This window comes from Paenibacillus rhizosphaerae, assembly GCF_014192015.1.
In the GTDB taxonomy this organism is placed as follows: domain Bacteria; phylum Bacillota; class Bacilli; order Paenibacillales; family Paenibacillaceae; genus Paenibacillus_AQ; species Paenibacillus_AQ rhizosphaerae.
The window spans coordinates 1,017,108-1,037,823 of sequence record NZ_JACHXJ010000003.1 but is presented as its reverse complement, the minus strand read 5'-3'; the positions used below and the strand labels follow the sequence as shown (position 1 = coordinate 1,037,823).

Below are 20,716 nucleotides of genomic sequence, written 5' to 3'. Positions count from 1 at the left end.
GTCCCATGTTAGTACACCTACGGCAAAATCGCTTATAATAAAAAAACCATACTGTCGTGAGAGGAGTGCTGTACATGAACATTAAAGAAAAAAGAGAGCATCGGCAGTACCCCGAACAAGTGAAATCCGACGCGTCCCGCGCGCCATACGAGCGGGATTATTCGCGGCTGATCCATTCGCCGACGTTTCGGAGGCTGCAGGGCAAATCCCAGGTGTTCGGCGCGGGAACAGGGGACTATTACCGAACGCGGCTGACCCACTCCCTTGAGGTGGCGCAAATCGCACGGGAAGCGGCACGCAGCCTGCTGCGGGCGCATCCCGAGGTCAGCGACGAGCAGGCGGACAATCCGGGGCTCGTGATTGATCCGGAGGTGGTGGAGTGCGCGGCGATCGCGCATGACTTCGGCCATCCTCCTTTTGGACATAAAGGGGAAGAGGTGCTGGACGGTATTCTGGATCAGCTGATCCGGGACCGGACCAAAGAAGCTGTGAAGGGGCTGCATCTGTCCCCAGATGAGGTGAGCGACGTCCGCGCAAGGCTGCGGAAGAAATACGAGCATTTCGAAGGCAATGCGCATAACTTTCGGCTGATCATGTTTTTGGAGAAACGGGAAAATGTGGACGGCCTGAACTTGTCCGACGCGATTCTGCTTGGCATCAACAAATATCCGTATCCAGGCACCCTGCTCAAAAAGGGGCTGTACCAGCACGAATGGAGCTATATCTCGCAAATCCGCCAGGACTGGGGCATTCCCGCCGGCAAAAAGACACTCGAAGCGCAGCTGATGGACTTATGCGACGATATCGCCTATTCGGCTCATGACCTCGAAGACGGCATCAAAGCCGGGAAAATCGAAGTGCACGAGCATTTTCTGAAGGATCCGCATATTTTGCGCCTGATCGTTGAGAAAATCATGACGCTGGAGGACGCGTTTTGGGATAACTGTCCGGAAGAGCATATCCGCTACAAGGTGGAGGAAGTGCTGACGTCCTTTTTAAAAGTGTGGAATGAGAAGCTTCCATACTGCGAGTTTGACTATTCCCGTACCCGCCGCGAGGTCAAGGCTTACTGGGTAAGCCTGTTCGTCAGCAGCCTCGGCGTCATTGACGACGGGGACTGGAAGAAGGTAACCTTCGTCAAGGAAGGCCAGGAGGATCAGGATATGCTCCGCACCGTCAGCGTGCTGAAAAGCTTCGCCTGGGTCACGATGATCCGCGACCTGCGGGTGCAGCGGCTGCAGAAGCGCAGCGAATGGATGATCAAGCGGCTGTGGGACGCTTTTCTCGATCCGGTCGCATCCAAATCGATTATCCCCTCCGACTGGCTGCAGCGGTTCGAGAAGGATCAGGCCGGGCCGAATCCGATCTGGACGTGGGAGCACATGGTGATCGACTATATTGCGGGCATGACGGATGCGTTTGCTGAAAAAATTTACAATGAGCTGTACGGATTGAAGGTAGGTTCCATTTACGACCTGGATTAGGCAGCCATAGAAGGGAAGGAAAGACCGGATGGGCGCTCTTAAACTTAGCGTGCTGGATCTTGTACCAAAAATAGGAGAGGCGTCCTTTGAGGAAGCACTGCAGGAAGCGGCCAACCTGGCCCGCCATGCAGAACAATGGGGTTACACCAGGTATTGGGCGGCGGAGCATCACGATCTGGTGAACTTGTCCTGCGCCGCGCCGGAAGTGCTGCTGGCGCATATCGGAGCCCGGACCGAGCGGATCCGCATCGGTTCGGGGGCAGTCCTGCTGCCGCATTACAGCCCGCTGAAGGTCGCGGAGAACTTCCGCATGCTGGCTGCGCTCTACCCTGGCCGCGTCGATCTCGGCATCGGCCGGGCGCCCGGCGGCTCGGCGCATGCCTCGATGGCGCTGAGCGGTAATTATTTGCAGCATGTGGCCGAAATGCCGGCCCGCGTCCGCGCGCTGATCGAGCTGCTGGAGGACCGCTATGCATACGAGGAGGTCCCGGTCGCGGCCAAGCCCGTTCCGCGGATCCAGCCGGAGCTGTGGATGCTCGGGACGAACAACAAGAGCGCCGGCTTCGCGGCCGAGAACGGGACGGGCTACGTGTTCGGCCAGTTCATGAGCGACCGCGACGGCGCCGAGGTGCTGGCGGCCTACCGGGAGGGATTCAAGCCGTCCGCGCTGCTGGAGCGGCCGAGAAGCATCGCGGCCATCGGCGTTATTTGCGCCGCGACCGAGCAGGAGGCGCTGGCGCTGTCCCGCCGGTCGGCCCTGCCGGAAGTTGAGCGGCCGGGCGCCGAGGCCGGCGAGCCGCAGCCGCCGGCGACCCGGCTGATCACCGGGTCGCCCAAGCAGGTGAAGTCGAAGCTGCTGGAGCTTGCGGATTCCTTCGGGTGCGACGAGTTCCTGGTCACCACGCCGGTGATGAGTTATGCCGAGCGGCTGGAATCTTACCGGCTGCTGGCGTCGGTGTGCTTATAAAAGGGAGCCAGACGGTTCGCCTGCCATTCTGCAGATCCGGTTCTGGATTGGAAATTGGAATTTGGAAATGTGGAGTAAGGACGGTGCTGGACGGTTAGACTGCAATGGAGCCCAAAGATAGGAAGAACGAACGGAGGAACTATGGAATTTACATCCGAACCATCGGAGTTTATTTATACGTACGCCAGCCATGAGTCGGAAACGGAGCTGTGCCGGATGGAGCTGGATGCTCTGCTCGGGCAGGCGAAACCTTTAAAAGGGAGAGGTCCCATGCTGCGCAGCTCCCGGTTGCTTGACCCGGACCGCAGTCCGTATGTGTCGATGCGTCTGGACGTGCTGATAAAGGGTGACTCGGTAGATGAGATTGCCCGGCAGGCCTCGGGGTTAGAGCTTGGGGACGGCACGTTCAAAGTGACTTACGTAAAATCCGGCGATCCCTGTTCGTACGAGGATCAGCGGATGCTTGAGCGCCGCGTCGGCAGCAGAATACGGGGAAAGGCGGAGATGAAGCATCCGGATATGCAGTTCGGCCTACTATCCGCCGAGGGACAGTGGATGCTCGGATTGTGCCGGTATCCCGAACGCACATGGAGGCTGCGCAAGGACAAGCCGCACAATTATTCGACCGGGCTCAGCGTCACGACCGCCCGCTCGCTAGTGAACATCCTTGTGCCGGAGTCTGCTGGCATCCAGGCAGCCGATCCCTGCTGCGGCATGGGGAACGTGCTGATCGAAGCCCTGTCGATGGGCATCGACATCCGGGGCTGGGACATCAATCCGCTGGCCATCCGGGGGGCCCGGGCCAACCTGAAGCACTTCGGCTATCCCGAGGTGGTAACCCTCGGGGACATGACGCAGGTGACGGAACGCTTCGATGCGGCCGTCCTGGACATGCCGTACAACCTGTGCTCGGTGCTCAGCACGGAGCAGCGCCTAGTCATGCTGCAGAGTTTGCGCCGTATGGCGAAGCGGGCTGTCATTGTATCGACAGAGGGAGCGGCTGAGTCTATCCTCCAGGCGGGCTTTACCATTCTGGACAGCGCCCGGGTGTGGAAGGGCAGCTTTGTCCGGAACGTTTGGCTCTGCGGGTGACAGCGGCGGGTAAGCAATCCGGCATGTAAATACTTTCTACTATATAATAGAAGAAAGATTCTCATCATATGAAGTAGAAGTTTCTTAACAAATTAGAAAAAGATTACTATGAGTTGAAGTTAATCATCCAGGTGTTCATCACGATCACCCCATGCAAAAAAGGCTGCCTCACGACCCGGTCTGAAATGACCGGTACGCGGGACTGCCTTTTTTATTCTCCGAAGATATCGGAATGCACGCAAAGTATCCCGATAACACCGGAGGCAAAATTCCACTCTGTGGGGAACTGCTGCAGAGAGATGTCCGTATTAATAAGCACGCTCGTAATTGACGAGATTACGCGGAAGCTCTTTTCCCTGTACGTAGGCCTTCAGGTTTTCGACAAAAATATCGATGACCCGTTCGGTATACCGGTCGGTGCTTCCGGAAACATGCGGCGTAATGATAACCTGCTCCATATCCCACAGCGGATGATCCTCAGGAAGCGGCTCCTTCTCAAACACGTCGAGCCCGGCGCAGCTGATCTGCCCGCTGCGGAGCGCATCCAGCAGGGATGCCGTATCGACCGTCGGCCCGCGGCCCGCATTGATGAAGCAGGCGCCAGGCTTGGCCGCCGCCCAGGCATCGGCATTCAGCAGGTGATGCGTCTCATCGGTAAGCGGCAGCACGCTGATGATGTAATCGCCTTGGCCCAGCGCCTTGTGGAGTCCGTCCATGGTGAACATCTCGTCCACGTGAGGATCGGCCCTGCCGGACCGGCGGACGCCGACGGTGCGCATACCGAACGCTTTGGCCAGGCGTGCCGTCTCGCTGCCGATTTCACCGACGCCGACGATAACGGCAGTTCGGCCGTGCAGCTCGGACAAGGTGCTCAGCCCCGGCGCGGCCAGATTCGTCTCCCAGCGGTGCTTGAGCTGATTGCGGACCGAGACGTGCAGCTGGCGCGAGAACGAGAGCATCATGCCGAGGATCGTCTCCGAGATCGGAATCGCATGAACGCCGCTGGAATTCGTCAGGAGCACGCCCTTCTGTTCGAGCTTGTCCAGCGGTAGCGTGTCCACGCCAGCAGACCAGGTTTGCAGCCATTTCAGCCGGCTGTCTTGATTCAGCACCTGATCGGCGATCTGTCTGGACCAGCCGACCATAATTTCCGCTTCGCTCACGAGCGCGGGATCCGCTTCGGTGCTTTTGACGACGGTGAGCTTATAACCGGGAGCAGCTTGTTCAATCAAGCCGGCCTGCTCCGGAGTCAGGGAATGCAGACAAACAATTTGCTTCATACCGTTTCAGCCTCCTCCATGTATGTACCCTTGATGTGATGTTTCTGCTACTCTAGATAGAATAAACTAAAGAAATGAATGCTGCAGGCCGTATTGGGCCGTTATAACAGGGAGCTCCATGCTAAACTTTAGTTCAATCTATATATCGTTGAATATATTCAGGATAACAGATTTGAAACGATATACAACAGACTCGCCCGAAAGGTCAATGGAATGAAAGAGAGTTGCAATCAAGCCAACGGCCTCTTGAAGGATATGCTTTTACGTAACGTTGCTGCATGACGATGGGCCCGAAAGGTGAAACTATATTAATGAAGGAATTCATGCGAATTATACCTTCGGTACCAATTTTTACAGGAGAATTGCATACGGCGCAAAGGGAAAGAAAGGGGATGTATTTGCATGGAAATGAAAAAAGAACAAGTTCAAGATAAGCCATTAAGGCTATTTGTCGCAGTCCGGATACCGGAACCGATCCGATCGTTACTGGAAACGTGGAGGCACCGGAACGAGAAAGAGCTCGCTTTTAAAAAATGGACACACCGGGAGGACTATCATATAACCGTCCAGTTTCTGGGAGACGCTGAGGCTGGAAGAGTACCGGAAATCGCAGATTCCTTAAAAAGGGCCTCCTTGAAAATCGATCCATTTAAACTGGAATTTGGAGCATTCGGCACCTTCGGGACAGCGGAGTCTCCCCGGGTGTTATGGGCTGGAGTAATTGACCAATCCGGCGGCCTGGACAAGCTCTATGAAGCGGTCACCTCCGAGATGGGGGAACTGGGGTTCGCAAAAGAGGCGAGGCCTTACCGTCCCCATGTCACGATTGCCCGTAAATACGCGGGGAAATCGCCTTTTCCAGGCCCAAATTTACCGCCTTTGACAGTAGAAAAATCCGGTTCCGACAGGAAGGATCAGCCTCTGATTTGGGAGGTCGATGAATTTGTACTTTTTTCCACACATTTGCACGAAAAGCCAATGTATGAGATACTAGAGGCCGTTCAAATGAAAGATTCGTAGATTGAAATAAATAGCAATAGAAATCGAATATATTTTTCCGCACATGATCGAATATCGAGTTCCCTTTGTTGCCGTATCCTGTGAATTAAGTTTGTGCCGTTCCTAAGCAACATGTGTTGTAAAGACTGTCCTGTTTGTCAGTTATTGTACGCTCTCGGATACAGCAATTGACTGAAAATGTTTCCAAAGGTTATTCAAAACCTGTATTTTTGGTTACTTAAAGAGGGAATGTGCCGGAAATATAGGAGGAGAAACATGTACACATTACGTCAAAACCGCTGGATGGCACTACTAATCGGTGTGCTTCTGGTGTGTTTCTCTGCAATTTGCATGCTGCTGCAAAACGAGCAGATGCACAAAATGCAGTATAACGACAGCACGAATCAACTGGGGGCCGTAACATACAGCAAGAACGATGAAGCAGGCGCAAGCCCGCAGCATTTATCCATACAGGGGGCAAATCACCCGTTAACCGCGGAAAACTCCGTGCAGCTTTTGAATGTAAATTTATTGAAAAAATGGAATGTTAAGCATCAACCCCTTTTTGTTGAAGGGATTTCAGCACAAACGCCGGCTGCCGCCAAGAAGGCCCAAGCTGTACAAGCGAAGCCTAAGGTGAAGAAAGCTGTTGCTGTTGCAGCCAAGCCGAAGCTGGACCCAAAACTGAATCCCCCCACCACGTTATTCTTCAGCCGGACCAAACTGCTTAGTCCTTCCCAGAAGTCGGAAGCGACCAAACAGTACAAGGTAACCGCTGAGGACGTGCTTCTGCTCCGTAGAATCGTGATGGCAGAAGCCGAAGGCGAACCGTACCAAGGCAAAGTGGCAGTGGCCAACGTTGTCTTGAACCGGCTGCGGTCAGCCAATTTTCCCGATACGATTAGAAAAGTCATTTACCAGAGATATCAGTTCAGTCCTGTGGCGAACGGCCGTTTTGACCGTGTGAAGCCGAACGAGGATTCGGTTCATGCCGTCAATGAGGCGCTTAACGGACGCAAGGAAGTTTCGGATGATACGTATTATTTTCTGTCGCTGAAGCTGGCCGACGACCTGACGGTTCACCATACGCGGACCTTGGCTAAGACGATCGGCAACCACTCCTTTTACAAATAAAACCCGTAAGTTTAAAATGTTTATGGGTAAAGGATAATGAGGAGGTGGCGTTCATATGAAAATTACGTATTATGGTCATTCCTGTGTTGTGGTGGAGGAAGGCGGCCGGAGCGTGATCATCGATCCGTTTCTGTCGGGGAATCCGGCATCGGGCATGGCGCCGGCGGATATCCGCGTGGATGCGGTGCTGCTGACCCATGGGCACTCCGACCATTTCGGCGACGCGCTGGAGATCGCCAAAGCAAATGATTGTCCGATTGTCGCTGTGTTCGAACTGGCGGAGTTCTGCCGCAAGAAGGGCGCGAAAACCTTCGCTATGAACATCGGGGGGCAGCACCAGTTCGACGGGTTCAAGGTCAAATACACGCTGGCTTTCCACAGCTCCGCGGTACAGGACGGCGACGCGCTGGTCTACGCCGGAGAACCTGCAGGCATCCTGCTCACGATGGGCGGCAAAACGTTCTTCCATGCGGGAGATACGGCGCTGTTCGGCGACATGCGGCTTATCGGTGAAATGAATCAGATCGACGCTGCCGCGCTGCCGATCGGCGACGTGCTGACGATGGGACCGGACGATGCGCTGCTGGCAGCCAAATGGCTCCGGGCGGACCGCGTCATTCCGGTGCATTACAACACTTTCCCTGCCATTGATCAGAATGGTACGCTCTTCTGCGACCGTCTTCATCAGGAAGGCATTGAAGGACACGCGCTCAAGCCGGGAGAGAGCATTGAGATTTAACCGCTGATGTAGCGGTGGCTCTGACAAATGACACCCCCTGCCGTATCCGGGCATACAGTATCGTAACATTAGCCTATCGGAAAGGCGGGGGTCGATTGTTTTACCGAACGAGTGAACATAACGAGTATTTACCGGCAGGCGAGCTCCAGAAAGCCGTACAGGGCGAGTACGAAGCGATCCGTAAGGGACGAAGGCTTCAGGAGCTGGCGCCCCCGGACCACCGGATCTATTTCAGCCGCGTGGTCGAGGAGGAGCGGCAGGGCCGCCTTGCCGAGCTGACCCGTATCTATTATGAGCATACCGGCTGCTACCCGGTCTTCAGCAAGGTTGAAACGCCCAGGGCGTATGTATCCGGCCTGAAAGCGACCGTTGATGATGCACTTGAAGCCGCGTGGAATTATTCGGACCTGATGCTGACGGCTACGGACCCGAAGATCCAGAAGCTGATGCTGCGCGCGATGAATAGCGAAATGCGCTGGGTCAGCCGGCTGCAGTTTTTGTACAGCAACTATTTCCACGAAAACGGCGGCATGAAGCACAAAGGCACCATCGGAATCGCCGACAAACAGCTTCCCTCTTGAGATGAGGGAGGCTGTTTTTCTGTATATTGGAAAAAACCAAGTTGAAATGAATAATCATACACTTTTCAGGTTAATTACAACATGCCGCTTTAATGCTTCACTGCAAAACATTTCTTATCACATTCATAAAAAGTTTAAATTGCGAAGAGGTTTAGTGGGTGTTAAAATAATATAACCAATTCATTTTGAATAATTATCGACGTTTTATAACAAAAAGAAAACCATTCCCCCATGCAACGAGGATTTCCGCCGTTATCGCATACCCCATTCCCCTAGTGAGCATGAAGCATTATTCTTGTAGCCAATGTCGTCTTCGTACTGGTTTATTTTGATGTATCTGGATTTACGTGCATTTATTTTATTCTGAAGATAGAAAGGTTGCTTTCCATGAGACATACGGTACTTCCCCCTAAGCAGGGACTTTATGATCCGCAGTTTGAGAAAGACGCCTGCGGCATGGGCTTCGTCGCTCATATCAAAGGCCGGGCCTCCCATGAGATCGTAGGCCAGGCTCTGACGATGCTCGAGAATATGGAGCACCGCGGCGGACAGGGCAGCGAGCCCAATTCCGGTGACGGCGCCGGGATTATGCTGCAAATTCCTCACCGTTTTTTTGCGGAAGAAGCGGCCCGGATCGGCTTCGAACTGCCTGAACCGGGGCAATACGGCGTAGGCATGCTGTTCCTTTCCCACGACGAAGCCGTTCGGGAGGCTCATGAGAGCCGGCTCGTCGACATCATTCGGGAAGAAGGACAGCAGTTCCTGGGCTTCCGCGACGTTCCGACATTTGACGAGATGCTGGGCAAATCCGCGAAGGAAGCCAAGCCGTACGTACGGCAGATTTTCATCGGACGCAGCATCGACGTGAAGGACGATATGGACTTCGAACGCAAGCTGTACATCATCCGCAGACGCGCCGAGCTGGCCATCCGTTATGGCGACACTCCGCAGGCGGACTCCTTCTATATTTCCAGCCTTTCGTGCCGGAAAATCGTATACAAAGGAATGCTGACCACCAATCAGGTGGGGCAGTTCTATCTGGACCTGAGAAACGAGCTGGTGGAGACGGCGATCGCCCTCGTCCACTCCCGTTTCAGCACGAACACTTTCCCAAGCTGGGAGCGGGCGCACCCGTACCGTTTCATGATTCACAACGGGGAGATCAACACGCTCCGCGGCAACGTGAACTGGATGCATGCGCGCCAGTCGCTGTTCAAGAGCGATATATTTGGCGACGACCTGGAGAAGGTCAAGCCGGTCATCAATCCGGACGGTTCGGACACCGCCATGTTCGATAACACGTTTGAGTTCCTGTACCTGAGCGGACGTTCCCTTCCTCATGTCGCCATGATGATGGTGCCGGAGCCTTGGAACAACCATGAAAGCATGGACGAAACGAAAAAAGCGTTCTACGAATACCACAGCACGCTGATGGAACCGTGGGACGGACCGGCGGCCATGGCGTTCACCGACGGCGTCCAGATCGGCGCCATCCTTGACCGGAATGGACTCCGCCCGTCCCGTTACTATGTGACGAAGGACGACCTGATCATTCTTTCTTCGGAAGCCGGCGTGCTCGACATTCCTGCTGAGGATGTCCTGTACAAGGACCGTCTCCGTCCGGGCAGAATGCTGCTCGTGGATACGAAGGAAGGACGGATCATTTCCGACGAGGAAGTGAAAGCCCAGATTGCTGCCGAGCAGCCGTACCGCGAGTGGCTCGACGAGCATCTGGTCAATCTGGATGAGCTTCCGGACGCGCCGGAGCTGCCGAATCCGAAGCATGACAACGTGCAGCAGCTGCAGCTCTCGTTCGGCTATACGTTCGAGGATCTGCGCAAGGTGCTGGAGCCGATGGCTTCGACCGGCCAGGAAGCGGTAGCCTCAATGGGCTACGACGCGCCGCTGGCGGTGTTGTCCGACAAGCCGCAGCGCCTGTACAACTACTTTAAACAAATGTTCGCGCAGGTGACCAACCCGCCGATCGACGCGATCCGCGAAGAGATTATCACCGCGACCGGAACAACCATCGGACCGGAGCGCAACCTGCTGCATCCGGAGCCTGAGAGCTGCCGTCAGATCCGTCTGGACACGCCGGTTCTCTCGAACGAGGATTTTGCGAAGATCCGCCACGTGCACCGTCCCGGCTTCAAGTCGATGACGATTCCGATCTTCTTCCCTGCAGATGAGGGAGCGGAAGGCCTTCGCAAGGCGCTTGACGGATTGTGCGAAGCGGCTGACCGCGTCATCAAGAAAGGCCACAACATCCTGATTTTGTCCGACCGCGGCGTGGACAAAGAAAATGCGGCGATTCCGGCGCTTCTTGCCGTATCCTGCCTGCATCATCATTTGATCCGCCAGGGAACGCGGACCAAAGTCAGCATTCTGCTCGAATCCGGCGAACCTCGTGAAGTGCATCACTACGCGCTGCTGCTCGGTTACGGCGTGAGCGCCGTCAACCCGTACCTGGCGTTCGAAACGCTGGACGACATGATCCAGCAGGGGCTGCTTCGCGGCGTGACGCACGAGAAAGCCGTTAAGAACTATATCAAAGCCGCGACGAAGAGCGTGGTGAAAATTTTGTCCAAAATGGGCATCTCGACGATCCAATCCTACCGCGGCGCGCAAATCTTTGAAGCCGTCGGCCTGAAAGAGGAATTTGTCGAGAAGTACTTTACCCGTACGCCGTCCCGCATTGGCGGCATCGGCCTGGAAGAAGTGGCGGCCGAAGCGCTGGCCCATCACGACCGCGCCTTTACCGACAAGGACGGAAGCGACAAAGTGCTCGATTCCGGCGGCGACTATCAATGGCGTAAGGACGGGGAAGAGCATCTGTTCAACCCGCAGACGATCCACCTGCTCCAGCAGGCCGTACGCACCGGCGATTATCAGGTGTACAAGAAGTACGCGAAGCTCGTTCAGGGTGAAAACGAGAAGCATCTGACGATCCGCTCGCTGCTGAAGCTGAAACCGGTAGGAGCTCCGGTTCCGATTGAGGAAGTCGAGCCGATCGAGTCCATTATGAGACGCTTCAAGACCGGTGCCATGTCCTTCGGTTCCATCAGTAAGGAAGCGCATGAAAGCCTCGCGATTGCGATGAACCGCATCGGCGGCAAGAGCAACACCGGTGAAGGCGGCGAAGATCCGGCGCGCTACATTCCGGATGCAAACGGCGATTCCCGCCGCAGCGCAATCAAGCAGGTGGCTTCCGGCCGGTTTGGCGTGACGTCGAACTACCTGGTGAACGCCGACGAGATTCAAATCAAGATGGCGCAGGGAGCGAAGCCGGGTGAAGGCGGGCAGCTTCCGGGCCGCAAAGTGTATCCATGGGTTGCCGAAGTACGCGGCTCTACGCCGGGCGTGGGCTTGATTTCTCCGCCGCCGCACCATGACATTTACTCCATCGAGGATTTGGCGGAGCTGATTTATGATCTGAAGAACTCCAATCCGCGCGCGAACATCAACGTGAAGCTCGTGTCCGAGGTTGGCGTCGGAACGATCGCGGCCGGGGTAGCCAAGGGCCGTGCCGACATTATCCTCGTCAGCGGATATGACGGCGGTACCGGCGCATCGCCGCAGGGCTCCATCCGCCATGCGGGTCTTCCATGGGAGCTGGGGGTTGCGGAAACGCACCAGACGCTCATCCTGAACAACCTACGCGACCGCGTCGTCCTGGAAACGGACGGCAAAATGCTGAACGGACGCGACTTGGCCGTCGCAGCGCTGCTGGGTGCCGAAGAATATGGCTTCTCCACGGCTCCGCTCGTGGCTCTTGGCTGTATCATGATGCGCGTCTGCCAGATGGATACCTGCCCGGTCGGGGTAGCTACCCAGAATCCGGAACTGCGCAAGAACTTCATGGGCGATCCGGCGCATGTCGTGAACTTTATGAGATTCGTGGCCGAAGATATGCGTGAAATTATGGCCGAGCTTGGCTTCCGTACCATCGAAGAAATGATCGGACGCACGGACTGCCTGGATGCGGAAGAGGCGAATGGCCACTGGAAGAAGCAAGGCATCGACTTGTCCGTTCTGCTGCACACACCGGAGCTTCCGGAAGGAAGCACGCGCTACCGCACGAAGACCCAGAACCATGGTCTCGAAGAGACGCTGGATATGCGCGAGCTGCTGAAATTGGCGGCACCGGCGCTGGAAGACGGAACGCCAGTGACCGGCGAGCTTCCGATTACGAACGTGGACCGCGCCGTAGGCACGATCCTCGGCAGCGAAGTCACGCGGAAGTACGGGGCAGCCGGCCTGCCGGAAGATACGGTTTCGCTGACCTTTACAGGAACGGCCGGCCAGAGCTTGGGCGCCTTCGTTCCGAAGGGCATCACGCTGACCGTGGTTGGGGACGCGAATGACTACACCGGCAAAGGGCTGTCCGGCGGGAAGCTGATCGTGAAGCCGTCGCCGAAGTCGACGTTCAAGGCCGAAGAGAACATCATTATCGGAAACACGGCTTTCTACGGCGCGACTAGCGGCGAAGCGTACATCCGCGGCATCGCGGGCGAACGCTTTGCGGTCCGTAACTCCGGCGTGAATGTCGTCGTTGAAGGCGTTGGCGATCACGGATGCGAATATATGACAGGCGGCCGCGTCGTCATCCTTGGGGAAACGGGGCGTAACTTTGGCGCCGGCATGTCGGGCGGCATTGCCTACGTCTATGATCCGCAGGGTACGTTTATCGACCGCTGCAACCTGGAAATGATTCTTCTGGAGCGCGTTGAAGATGCAGGGGAAGCCGCCGAATTGAAGAGCATGATCGAGAAGCACGTCAACTACACGGAAAGTGCCGTTGGCGAGCGCGTGCTGGAAGATTGGGAGAACAGCCTCGGCCAGTTTGTCCGCGTCATTCCGAAGGACTACAAGCGGATGACACAGCAAATCCGCAAGGTTCAGGAGAATGGACTGAGCGGCGAAGCCGCGCTGCTGGCAGCGTTCGAAGCTAACATGCGTGAGCTCGCGAGAGCAGGAAACAACTAGTTCATCAAAACGGGATGTTATATAGAGAGAATTCCTATCAACATGGTTGAAATTTTCATATTTGTGCAAGATTTGCTGGAAAGGGCATACGAAATGTTTTCAATTGGAGACATAAATCGTATGCCCATTTTTTTCGACAAAAATAGAACCTGCTTCAAAAAGCAATTGTCCCATTAGACGACAACATCCAGAAGAGGCTTGGGATATAATAAAAAAGACCTAGTCACTTGGCTGATTTTTGACATTCATAGTTGGAGCAGACGTAGCATTGTCAATAAAAGAGTAGCCGTGGAAATCATTTTGGATAATATGTTGAGTGGAGCGAGGGTATCTTCGATGAGAGATGAGAGAAAGTTCGGTGCCGAGGCCCGGTCCAACCAAGAACTTCCGGAGCAAACCCATTTGGACATCATGAAAGTGTTGGAGCAATGCGGGATTCATCCTGACAACTGGAAGCGCTTTGTTCAAAAGATGGAGAAGGGGAACGAATAGCAAGTTCCGTTTATCGTGTCCGAAGGTTAAGCATAAAACGACAAGGAGGGACAGAAAACGTATTATCATTCCGATTTTAGACAGGAAGGCCACCCTGCAGCAGCCGTCTTCCTTATGCTCCGAAAGGGGATTCGGTCGAATTACGGTAACCGAACCCATAAAAACCTCAGCCGTCCTTATTTCAAGGAAAGCTGAGGTTTTTAATTTGAGCAGTCTCTTAGGAAAGTTTGCTTATTTCATGGACCGTTCCATCCGCACAAAAGCGATAAAACGTTTGGCCTCTTCTTCAGACAAGCGGCGGCCGTCAATCGTCAAATTGAACTTCTCCAGCAAGTCCTCGTCCGAAAGCTCCAGTTGATCCACAAAATCCCGGACCTCCGGATCCATGACAACCTTCGGCTGGTTCGTACGGCCGATCAGATAATCGATGGAAACCTCAAATTTGTCAGCCAGCTTGGTCAGAATCTCAAAATCAGGTTTACGGCGGTTCTTTTCATAGTGGGAAAGTGCGGCTCGCGTAATGCCTATGGATTGGGCCAATTCCTCCTGGGTCCAGCCGCGTTGGTCCCGCAGTTCTGCGATGCGATTACCGTGATTCATGAATTAACCTCCTCCGATTACCTGGAAAATACATAAAATTAGAAACAAATTGTCGCAAAAATAGATTCATATAGGAAAAAAGTATTGACTAGTTACAAAATGTATCGTAAAGTGAAAATTGGAAATGATACCTTTTGTATCAATAGTTGAGACGGATCGTATCCCTTAGCAGTATAAGGCGTTATCCCGATTTTCATACCATGAGGCAGGAATAATCCGATGAATATGTTAACAGCACATGGCATACATCTTCAAACGTATATGTATATCCATCAGGTCGGGAACCAGACGGTTTTTCTGCATCGGACCCGTCCTGTCATCCTATGGGAATACGAGCCAAGCCGCATGGTGATTATCAGTGACTTGGATCTCCCCGTCGCGCCCGAGCTCAGGCTGGGGTTCATCATCCACGTTCCTAATGCCCCGGCCCGTCAGGTGTACGGCAGAGTGATCTGGAAAGAAAGCAGCATCTCCTTTAAGGCCCACCAATACGGCATTCGTATCGAATCCCCGCATCAGGAGCCGGAGCGCATGACAAAACACCACAACCGCCAGCAACGAGGCGGCCGAGCGGCCTCCACACCGTATGAAAGTCCCTGCGACCACGATTCTTTCCCCGGCCCAGGACATCATTTTGATATCAAAGCATAAAATCTTACGTTTTTTCGTAATGGGATACAGACATTTTACACTATTTATCAAAGGGCTGCATAGTGCTTTGCTTTAAAAAGGCTGAAGTATACGCCAGTCAGTTGATCGTCCGGTTGGACTTATATTGAAAGCGGGGGATGGATCAGTCATGGGACATACGTTGACCTTGGATTTCCGGATGCAGGTGCTTCAAAGGGACGAGGATGTTCACTCATGAGCAGCATAAATCCGCTGAACAAAACGGTGGACGTCGGCAAGCCCCTCCCGATCACTCCCCGGAAAGACCGGATATTGTACCTGTGGGCCAAGCGAACCCTGGATATTAGCTTATCGCTTATAGGGCTGATTTTTTTATGTCCGGTATTTCTCGCCGTCGCCTTGCTTATCAAGCTGGAGGATCCTAAAGGCGCGGTGTTTTTCTCCCAGATCCGCGTTGGCTGCGGGGGCAAGCTGTTTAAGATGTACAAATTCCGGTCGATGGTCAGCGGAGCCGAGCTGATGCTCGGCAATTTGATCCAGCAAAGCGATGTGACCGGAGCGATGTTCAAAATGAAAAACGATCCTCGGGTCACCCGGGTCGGCCGGTTCATCCGCAAAACGAGTATGGATGAGCTGCCCCAGCTTGTGAATGTGCTGAAAGGAAATATGAGCCTGGTCGGGCCAAGACCGCCTTTGCCGCGGGAAGTAAGCGACTATACTTCCTACGATATGCAGAGGCTGCTTGTTGTCCCGGGTTGTACGGGTTTGTGGCAGGTCAGCGGAAGGAATCATGTGGGGTTTCAGGAAATGGTCGAGCTGGACCTCAAATACATAAACGAGCAGTCGATATGGATGGACATGATCATCATTTGTAAAACGGTCAAGGTGCTGTTCGGCGCGGATAATGCGTACTAATCGCTGAGTGTCCAAGTGCGCAGGGGCAGCCGTGTCCATTAGGAAGGTGGCAGATGCATCATGAAAAAATGGGTCGTGACGACCATCGCCGTCGTATCGGTGCTGGTGGTCGGCGCCGCGGGATACGGATTGTATATTTACAATTCGGTCAAAGCGACGGCTAACGAAATGTACGAAAAGCGGGAACCGTCCGTTGTACCGGTGACCGTCAGCTCGGACGGCAAGACCGGCGGCCAGGCGGATACGTCCAAGAGCGCCGAAAACCCGCCGGCGGTTCATCTGAATGAAAGGGAGCCGTTTACCGTTCTGGTCATGGGTGTGGATCAGCGCGAGGATGACCCGGGCCGCTCGGATTCAATGATCCTGCTTACGGTAAATCCAGCCAAGCAGAGCATTCTGATGTTCAACATTCCGCGCGACACAAGAACCGAAATCGTCGGCCACGGAACGACCGACAAGATCAACCATGCCTACGCCTTTGGCGGCGTCAACATGTCGGTTGCCACGGTAGAGCACTTCCTCGGTTACCCGGTCAACTATTACATCAAGGTCAATATGGAGGGCTTCGCCAAAATCATTGACTTGCTCGGCGGGGTGGAAGTGAATAATCCGTTTGCCTTCCAGTATGAAGGTTATGATTTCAAGCAGGGCGACTTGAAGCTGGACGGCTCGGAGGCGCTGGCCTTCTCCCGGATGCGGTATGACGATCCGCGCGGGGATTTGGGGCGTAATGCACGGCAGCGGGAAATTTTGGAGCAGGTGATCAATAATGCCCTCAAAATATCCAATGTCGTAAAAATCGAATCCCTCCTGAACCAGGTGGGCGACAGCGTTAGAACCGACATCACCTTCGACAATATGAAGACATTCGTGACCGATTACCGTTCCGACCTGAAGAAGATCGAGCAGGTGGAGATCAAGGGCCAGGGCAAGATGATTAACGGGATTTGGTATTACATGGTCAGCGATGCGGAGCGGCAGCGAATCCATAAGGTCATTAAAGAGCATTTACAATAAGAGGCAGGCGTGGCTTGATGTCACGCTTGCTTTTTTCATTTCCGTTGTCCTTGACGGCGTCTCTGAACCCGAAGTGATTCATAAGCCCCACGTTGTGGGGTTATTTTTCGACGAAAACCGTCAGTTTCCTTGACAAAGAATGCAGATTCATGTAGATTTCTTGGTGTGCATGTTACAGAATGTATCTATGATAAGTCGGTGGTCATAATTTTTAAGCGCAAAGACACACTTCATGGAAGGGAAGTCGATTCTCTTGAACAGTCAGCTATCCGTATTCTGCTTGCGATGTGAGCAGATCATCCCTATGCCGGACACGGCACTTGTGTTCCGAACGGGATTTTACCGCACAGTGATTCCCCTTGGCTGCTGTACCCTATGTTATTCGCAGACACAATCAGAGGCAGATTTCCCATATGATGGGCATCTGCAAGGCGAATATGCTACAATGGGGCGAGACTTGGGCAGAAGGGGTGATAGAAATGCAGCAGGAACCGGTGGTTCGGCTGGAAGGTGTCACGAAGAAAGTCTCATCCAAAACATTGGTTGAAGATGTTACGCTGGACATCCCTCCCGGGCAGGTCTTTGGTTTTCTCGGTCCGAACGGGGCCGGAAAAACGACCACCATCCGCATGATGGTCGGGCTGACCAAGATCACCAAGGGAGATATTAAAATTTGCGGCTACAGCATCAAGGATCATTTTGAGCAGGCCATCGTCCATGTAGGGGCGATCGTGGAAAACCCGGAGATGTATAAGTTCTTGACGGGGTATGAAAACCTGCGGCACTTTGCCCGGATGATGTCAGGGATTACCGAGGAGCGCATTCGTGAAGTGGTTCAGCTCGTGGGGCTGAGCAACCGGATTCAGGACCCGGTGCGGACGTATTCGCTGGGCATGCGGCAGCGCCTGGGCGTAGCCCAGGCGATTTTGCACCGTCCGAAGCTGCTGATCCTGGACGAGCCCACCAACGGGCTGGACCCGCAAGGGATCCGTGAGCTGCGGGACTACCTGCGCCGGCTGTGCAGGGAAGAGGGGACGACGGTATTCGTCTCCAGCCACCTGCTGTCCGAGATGGAGCTGATGTGCGACGCCGTGGCGATTATCCAGAACGGACGGTTGATCGACGTCCGCTCCCTGGCGGGTGTCGAGGGAGCGCAGGAGACGACCGTGGACACGGCATTTGCGCTGGACCGCCCGGAGCAGGCTCAGGAGCTGCTTGGGGGCGGTACGGTGCGCGATGGACTGCTCATCGTCCGGCTCGACCGGAATGGCATAGCCGACACGAATGCCCGGCTCGTCCAGAGCGGGTTCAAGGTGTACGGGATTCAGAAGGTAACCCGGTCGCTGGAGGACCAATTCTTGGAAATGACGGGAAGTGATCAGATTGGGTAGCTTTATCCGTCTCGTGCAGAACGAGAATATGAAAATATACCGGAGAGCCCGGACGTGGATCATGCTGTCGATCCTGACTATTGTCAACCTTCTGATGCCGATCCTGTTCCACTTGGCGGATGGCGGAGGCAATATCAGCCTGTGGGAAAGCGCGCTTCAGACCGGGGCGTTTACTTTTTTTCTATGCACCATATTTTCGGTCGTGGTCGCCTCGGATTCCGTTGCAGGCGAATTCTCCTGGGGCACCATCAAGCTGCTGCTGATCCGCCCATGGAGCCGATCGAAAATTCTGCTCTCCAAATATATTGCCGTCGTGCTGTTCAGCCTGCTGTGCACGGTGCTCCTGATCATCGTGTCTTACGGGGTCTCCGCTATATTCTTCTCGGGAGGAATGGGCGGGACCATGATGGGCGAACGCATCGGGCCTCGGTATTACTTGCTGATCATCCTTTGCGATTATGTAGACCTGTTTATGACCGTGGCGCTGGCCTTCATGCTTTCGGCCGTATTCCGGGCAAGCGGGCTCGCCATCGGGCTGTCCCTGTTTATCATGTTTGCGAAGGGCATCTTTAATATGCTGTTCAATCCCGAGCGATACAGCTGGGCGAAATTTTTGCCGTTCATGCACATGGACCTGTCGCAGTATCTGGCCTCTTCGGTGGGACCTGGAGGCGTGACGCTCGGCTTCTCGATTTTGATCCTGGCGGTCTACTATGTCTTGTTTCTGGCCATCGCCTGGACCGTGTTCGGCAAACGGGACGTCGCAGCCTGACCTGTCACGATCGTAAAGCCAAAAAACGCAGTGCATGTGAACGTGATCCGTTCGCTTGCGACTGCGTTTTTTTCACCATGTCATGAGCCGCCGCATCAGCCGGCTTCCGATTCCAAATACCGCGGGGGGGAGGCGGTCTCTTGCTCCATTTCCTCCGGGGCGTCCTTCAGCTCCATTTTGCTGGATCCGTGGAGAATGCCGCCCTCGGTAATGACCAGCGACGTCGCTCCCAGCACGTCCCCGAACATCTGCCCGGTCGCCGTGATGGTCAACCGGCCGAGCGTCGTCACATCGCCGTAAACTTTTCCGGCAATGATGACCTCTTTGGCATGAATGTGGGATCTGGCTACCGCCTGCTCCCCGACAATGACGCTGCCTTTGCTCTCAATGACGCCGTTAAATTTGCCTTCGATGCGCAGATTGGCCTCACAGGCCAGCGTTCCTTCGATTTCCGTCCCTTTGCCGATCAAAGTGTCCGTTGCAGCCTGGTGCCGGTTCGCTTTGGATCTGCTCATTATGCAAAACCTCCTTTTGTCGATCAAATCCTTCTACTGAATATAGGGCAGCGGGTTAACGGGCTTATCCTTCTTTACGACCTGAAAATGAAGATGGGGGCCGGTGCTTCGCCCGGTCGAGCCAAGCTCGGCGATCTGTTCGCCTTTTTCGACGGTTTGGCCGACATCGGCCTGGATTTTGCTGAGGTGCATATACCAGGTTTGCAGGCCGTTCGGATGCTCAATGACGATATACCGTCCCCGCGCGCCGCCGCTATCTTCCGCCGTCACGATCGTACCCGCTCCCGCCGCATACACGGGACTTCCGTTATCCCCGGCAATGTCGATCCCCGCATGGAAGGACGCTCTGCCGGTAAAAGGGTCCGTCCGATAGCCGAAGCTTGAGGTCGTCACCCGGGATTCAGTCGGCCACAGGTCGGGCTGCCCGGAGATCCGATCCTGCGTTTCCTCCGCTTTTTTCAAGGTCGAAGGGATCTGGTTCTCCATGGACTTCAGCAGTGTCTGCATTTCCTGAAAGTCGTCTTTCGTCTCCTGGGCCAGGTCCAGCATATCGTTCTCATGCACGGCGATATATTCGCCACCGACATGCTGCGAGGCATCCCAGGACAGGGAAGACGCTTTAGCCCCGGAAGCAGGCTCGGCCATACTGGTGGTCCCGTGCTTGTCAATGAACTGCTGCAGCTGGTGCTCCAGTTCATCCACGCGATCCATCTTCTGCTTCATATCTTTGGCTTGGCTCGACAGGTTAACGATTTCGTTCTGCAGACGCTCAATGGACTGTTCCCGGCTGTTCACCGTCCGCTGCATCTGGACGTTCTTCCGGCTTTCGGCGGTGACCTTCTGCTCCAGTTGGGAGATTACCTGGGACGAGTGGGCCTGCAGCGCAAGAACGAGTCCGGACAACGACAGAACGGCCACGGCGGGGACGGCCATCATCAAGGGCTTGGAGAGATGCAGCTGTTTGACGGAATGCTGGGCGTCTCGCATGACCAGGAGCGTCACCCGCCCGTTGGCTTTGGCATTTTTCATGGCGGCTCCTTTCCTCGGCTTGATTGTACTTGTCTTATCTTCTATGTATTCTCTGATCTCTTAAAACATGTCAAAAATGTGATCTTTGCCGCC

Annotated in this window: 18 protein-coding genes; 14 read left to right on the top strand and 4 right to left on the bottom strand. The window is 54.6% G+C overall.

Annotation, left to right across the window (positions count from 1 at the left end; genetic code table 11):
* Positions 1-74 precede the first annotated feature (74 nt).
* The 3 genes from FHS19_RS21605 to FHS19_RS21595 all read left to right on the top strand — a co-directional run bounded on the left by FHS19_RS21605 (position 75) and on the right by FHS19_RS21595 (position 3,543).
* A complete protein-coding gene (locus FHS19_RS21605; protein ID WP_183583821.1) occupies positions 75-1,484 on the top strand; it encodes a deoxyguanosinetriphosphate triphosphohydrolase family protein in 1,410 nt (469 codons plus the stop codon).
* Positions 1,485-1,512: 28 nt separating this feature from the next.
* Positions 1,513-2,451: an LLM class flavin-dependent oxidoreductase gene (locus tag FHS19_RS21600; protein WP_183583820.1), complete on the top strand. Its 939-nt coding sequence runs from the start codon at positions 1,513-1,515 to the stop codon at positions 2,449-2,451.
* Between the two features lie 141 nt (positions 2,452-2,592).
* A complete protein-coding gene (locus tag FHS19_RS21595; protein ID WP_183583819.1) occupies positions 2,593-3,543 on the top strand; it encodes a TRM11 family SAM-dependent methyltransferase in 951 nt (316 codons plus the stop codon).
* A gap of 308 nt (positions 3,544-3,851) precedes the next feature.
* Here FHS19_RS21595 and FHS19_RS21590 read toward each other — a convergent pair whose 3' ends face one another.
* Positions 3,852-4,823 (bottom strand): D-2-hydroxyacid dehydrogenase, encoded by a 972-nt coding sequence (locus FHS19_RS21590; RefSeq protein WP_183583818.1) that lies wholly within the window; start codon positions 4,821-4,823, stop codon positions 3,852-3,854.
* A gap of 402 nt (positions 4,824-5,225) precedes the next feature.
* Between FHS19_RS21590 and thpR the strand changes: the two genes are divergently transcribed.
* From thpR to FHS19_RS21560, 6 genes are all read left to right on the top strand, one after another.
* On the top strand, positions 5,226-5,843 hold the full coding sequence (gene thpR / locus FHS19_RS21585; protein ID WP_183583817.1) for an RNA 2',3'-cyclic phosphodiesterase: 618 nt from the start codon (positions 5,226-5,228) through the stop codon (positions 5,841-5,843).
* Between the two features lie 255 nt (positions 5,844-6,098).
* Positions 6,099-6,956: a cell wall hydrolase gene (locus FHS19_RS21580; protein ID WP_183583816.1), complete on the top strand. Its 858-nt coding sequence runs from the start codon at positions 6,099-6,101 to the stop codon at positions 6,954-6,956.
* Positions 6,957-7,011: 55 nt separating this feature from the next.
* Positions 7,012-7,695, top strand: coding sequence for a metal-dependent hydrolase (locus FHS19_RS21575; protein ID WP_183583815.1), 684 nt, complete (start codon positions 7,012-7,014; stop codon positions 7,693-7,695).
* Between the two features lie 95 nt (positions 7,696-7,790).
* Positions 7,791-8,276, top strand: a complete 486-nt coding sequence (locus tag FHS19_RS21570) for a ferritin-like domain-containing protein (protein WP_183583814.1) — start codon at positions 7,791-7,793, stop codon at positions 8,274-8,276.
* 387 nt (positions 8,277-8,663) lie between these two features.
* Positions 8,664-13,262 carry a glutamate synthase large subunit gene (gene gltB, locus FHS19_RS21565; protein WP_183583813.1) on the top strand — a complete coding sequence of 1,533 codons (4,599 nt, stop codon included), beginning with the start codon at positions 8,664-8,666 and terminating at the stop codon, positions 13,260-13,262.
* 336 nt (positions 13,263-13,598) lie between these two features.
* Positions 13,599-13,754: a hypothetical protein gene (locus FHS19_RS21560; protein WP_183583812.1), complete on the top strand. Its 156-nt coding sequence runs from the start codon at positions 13,599-13,601 to the stop codon at positions 13,752-13,754.
* A 231-nt stretch (positions 13,755-13,985) separates the two neighbouring features.
* On the opposite strand, the gene FHS19_RS21555 is transcribed toward FHS19_RS21560, so the two are convergent.
* Positions 13,986-14,354, bottom strand: coding sequence for a helix-turn-helix domain-containing protein (locus FHS19_RS21555; RefSeq protein ID WP_183583811.1), 369 nt, complete (start codon positions 14,352-14,354; stop codon positions 13,986-13,988).
* A 219-nt stretch (positions 14,355-14,573) separates the two neighbouring features.
* Between FHS19_RS21555 and FHS19_RS21550 the strand changes: the two genes are divergently transcribed.
* The 5 genes from FHS19_RS21550 (at position 14,574) to FHS19_RS21530 (ending at position 19,079) form a co-directional block, all read left to right on the top strand.
* The gene (locus FHS19_RS21550; RefSeq protein WP_183583810.1) at positions 14,574-15,005 is read left to right on the top strand and encodes a hypothetical protein; all 432 of its coding nucleotides are present in this window, start codon (positions 14,574-14,576) and stop codon (positions 15,003-15,005) included.
* Between the two features lie 213 nt (positions 15,006-15,218).
* Complete coding sequence (locus tag FHS19_RS21545; RefSeq protein WP_183583809.1) at positions 15,219-15,899, top strand: sugar transferase; 681 nt, start codon at positions 15,219-15,221, stop codon at positions 15,897-15,899.
* 60 nt (positions 15,900-15,959) lie between these two features.
* A complete protein-coding gene (locus FHS19_RS21540) occupies positions 15,960-16,916 on the top strand; it encodes an LCP family glycopolymer transferase (RefSeq protein ID WP_183583808.1) in 957 nt (318 codons plus the stop codon).
* 479 nt (positions 16,917-17,395) lie between these two features.
* Positions 17,396-18,307, top strand: coding sequence for an ABC transporter ATP-binding protein (locus tag FHS19_RS21535; RefSeq protein WP_183583807.1), 912 nt, complete (start codon positions 17,396-17,398; stop codon positions 18,305-18,307).
* Positions 18,300-19,079: an ABC transporter permease gene (locus tag FHS19_RS21530; RefSeq protein WP_183583999.1), complete on the top strand. Its 780-nt coding sequence runs from the start codon at positions 18,300-18,302 to the stop codon at positions 19,077-19,079. The genes FHS19_RS21535 and FHS19_RS21530 overlap by 8 nt, the downstream gene beginning before the upstream one ends.
* 95 nt (positions 19,080-19,174) lie before the next feature.
* Here FHS19_RS21530 and FHS19_RS21525 read toward each other — a convergent pair whose 3' ends face one another.
* The gene (locus FHS19_RS21525; protein ID WP_183583806.1) at positions 19,175-19,594 is read right to left on the bottom strand and encodes a bactofilin family protein; all 420 of its coding nucleotides are present in this window, start codon (positions 19,592-19,594) and stop codon (positions 19,175-19,177) included.
* A 33-nt stretch (positions 19,595-19,627) separates the two neighbouring features.
* Complete coding sequence (locus FHS19_RS21520; protein ID WP_183583805.1) at positions 19,628-20,623, bottom strand: M23 family metallopeptidase; 996 nt, start codon at positions 20,621-20,623, stop codon at positions 19,628-19,630.
* Positions 20,624-20,716 lie beyond the last annotated feature (93 nt).

Coding starts and splice junctions, on each gene's coding strand:
- FHS19_RS21605 (WP_183583821.1), top strand. CDS start 75: ATGAACATTAAAGAAAAAAGAGAGCATCGGCAGTACCCCGAACAAGTG.
- FHS19_RS21600 (WP_183583820.1), top strand. CDS start 1,513: ATGGGCGCTCTTAAACTTAGCGTGCTGGATCTTGTACCAAAAATAGGA.
- FHS19_RS21595 (WP_183583819.1), top strand. CDS start 2,593: ATGGAATTTACATCCGAACCATCGGAGTTTATTTATACGTACGCCAGC.
- FHS19_RS21590 (WP_183583818.1), bottom strand. CDS start 4,823: ATGAAGCAAATTGTTTGTCTGCATTCCCTGACTCCGGAGCAGGCCGGC.
- thpR (WP_183583817.1), top strand. CDS start 5,226: ATGGAAATGAAAAAAGAACAAGTTCAAGATAAGCCATTAAGGCTATTT.
- FHS19_RS21580 (WP_183583816.1), top strand. CDS start 6,099: ATGTACACATTACGTCAAAACCGCTGGATGGCACTACTAATCGGTGTG.
- FHS19_RS21575 (WP_183583815.1), top strand. CDS start 7,012: ATGAAAATTACGTATTATGGTCATTCCTGTGTTGTGGTGGAGGAAGGC.
- gltB (WP_183583813.1), top strand. CDS start 8,664: ATGAGACATACGGTACTTCCCCCTAAGCAGGGACTTTATGATCCGCAG.
- FHS19_RS21560 (WP_183583812.1), top strand. CDS start 13,599: ATGAGAGATGAGAGAAAGTTCGGTGCCGAGGCCCGGTCCAACCAAGAA.
- FHS19_RS21555 (WP_183583811.1), bottom strand. CDS start 14,354: ATGAATCACGGTAATCGCATCGCAGAACTGCGGGACCAACGCGGCTGG.
- FHS19_RS21550 (WP_183583810.1), top strand. CDS start 14,574: ATGAATATGTTAACAGCACATGGCATACATCTTCAAACGTATATGTAT.
- FHS19_RS21545 (WP_183583809.1), top strand. CDS start 15,219: ATGAGCAGCATAAATCCGCTGAACAAAACGGTGGACGTCGGCAAGCCC.
- FHS19_RS21540 (WP_183583808.1), top strand. CDS start 15,960: ATGAAAAAATGGGTCGTGACGACCATCGCCGTCGTATCGGTGCTGGTG.
- FHS19_RS21535 (WP_183583807.1), top strand. CDS start 17,396: ATGCAGCAGGAACCGGTGGTTCGGCTGGAAGGTGTCACGAAGAAAGTC.
- FHS19_RS21525 (WP_183583806.1), bottom strand. CDS start 19,594: ATGAGCAGATCCAAAGCGAACCGGCACCAGGCTGCAACGGACACTTTG.
- FHS19_RS21520 (WP_183583805.1), bottom strand. CDS start 20,623: ATGAAAAATGCCAAAGCCAACGGGCGGGTGACGCTCCTGGTCATGCGA.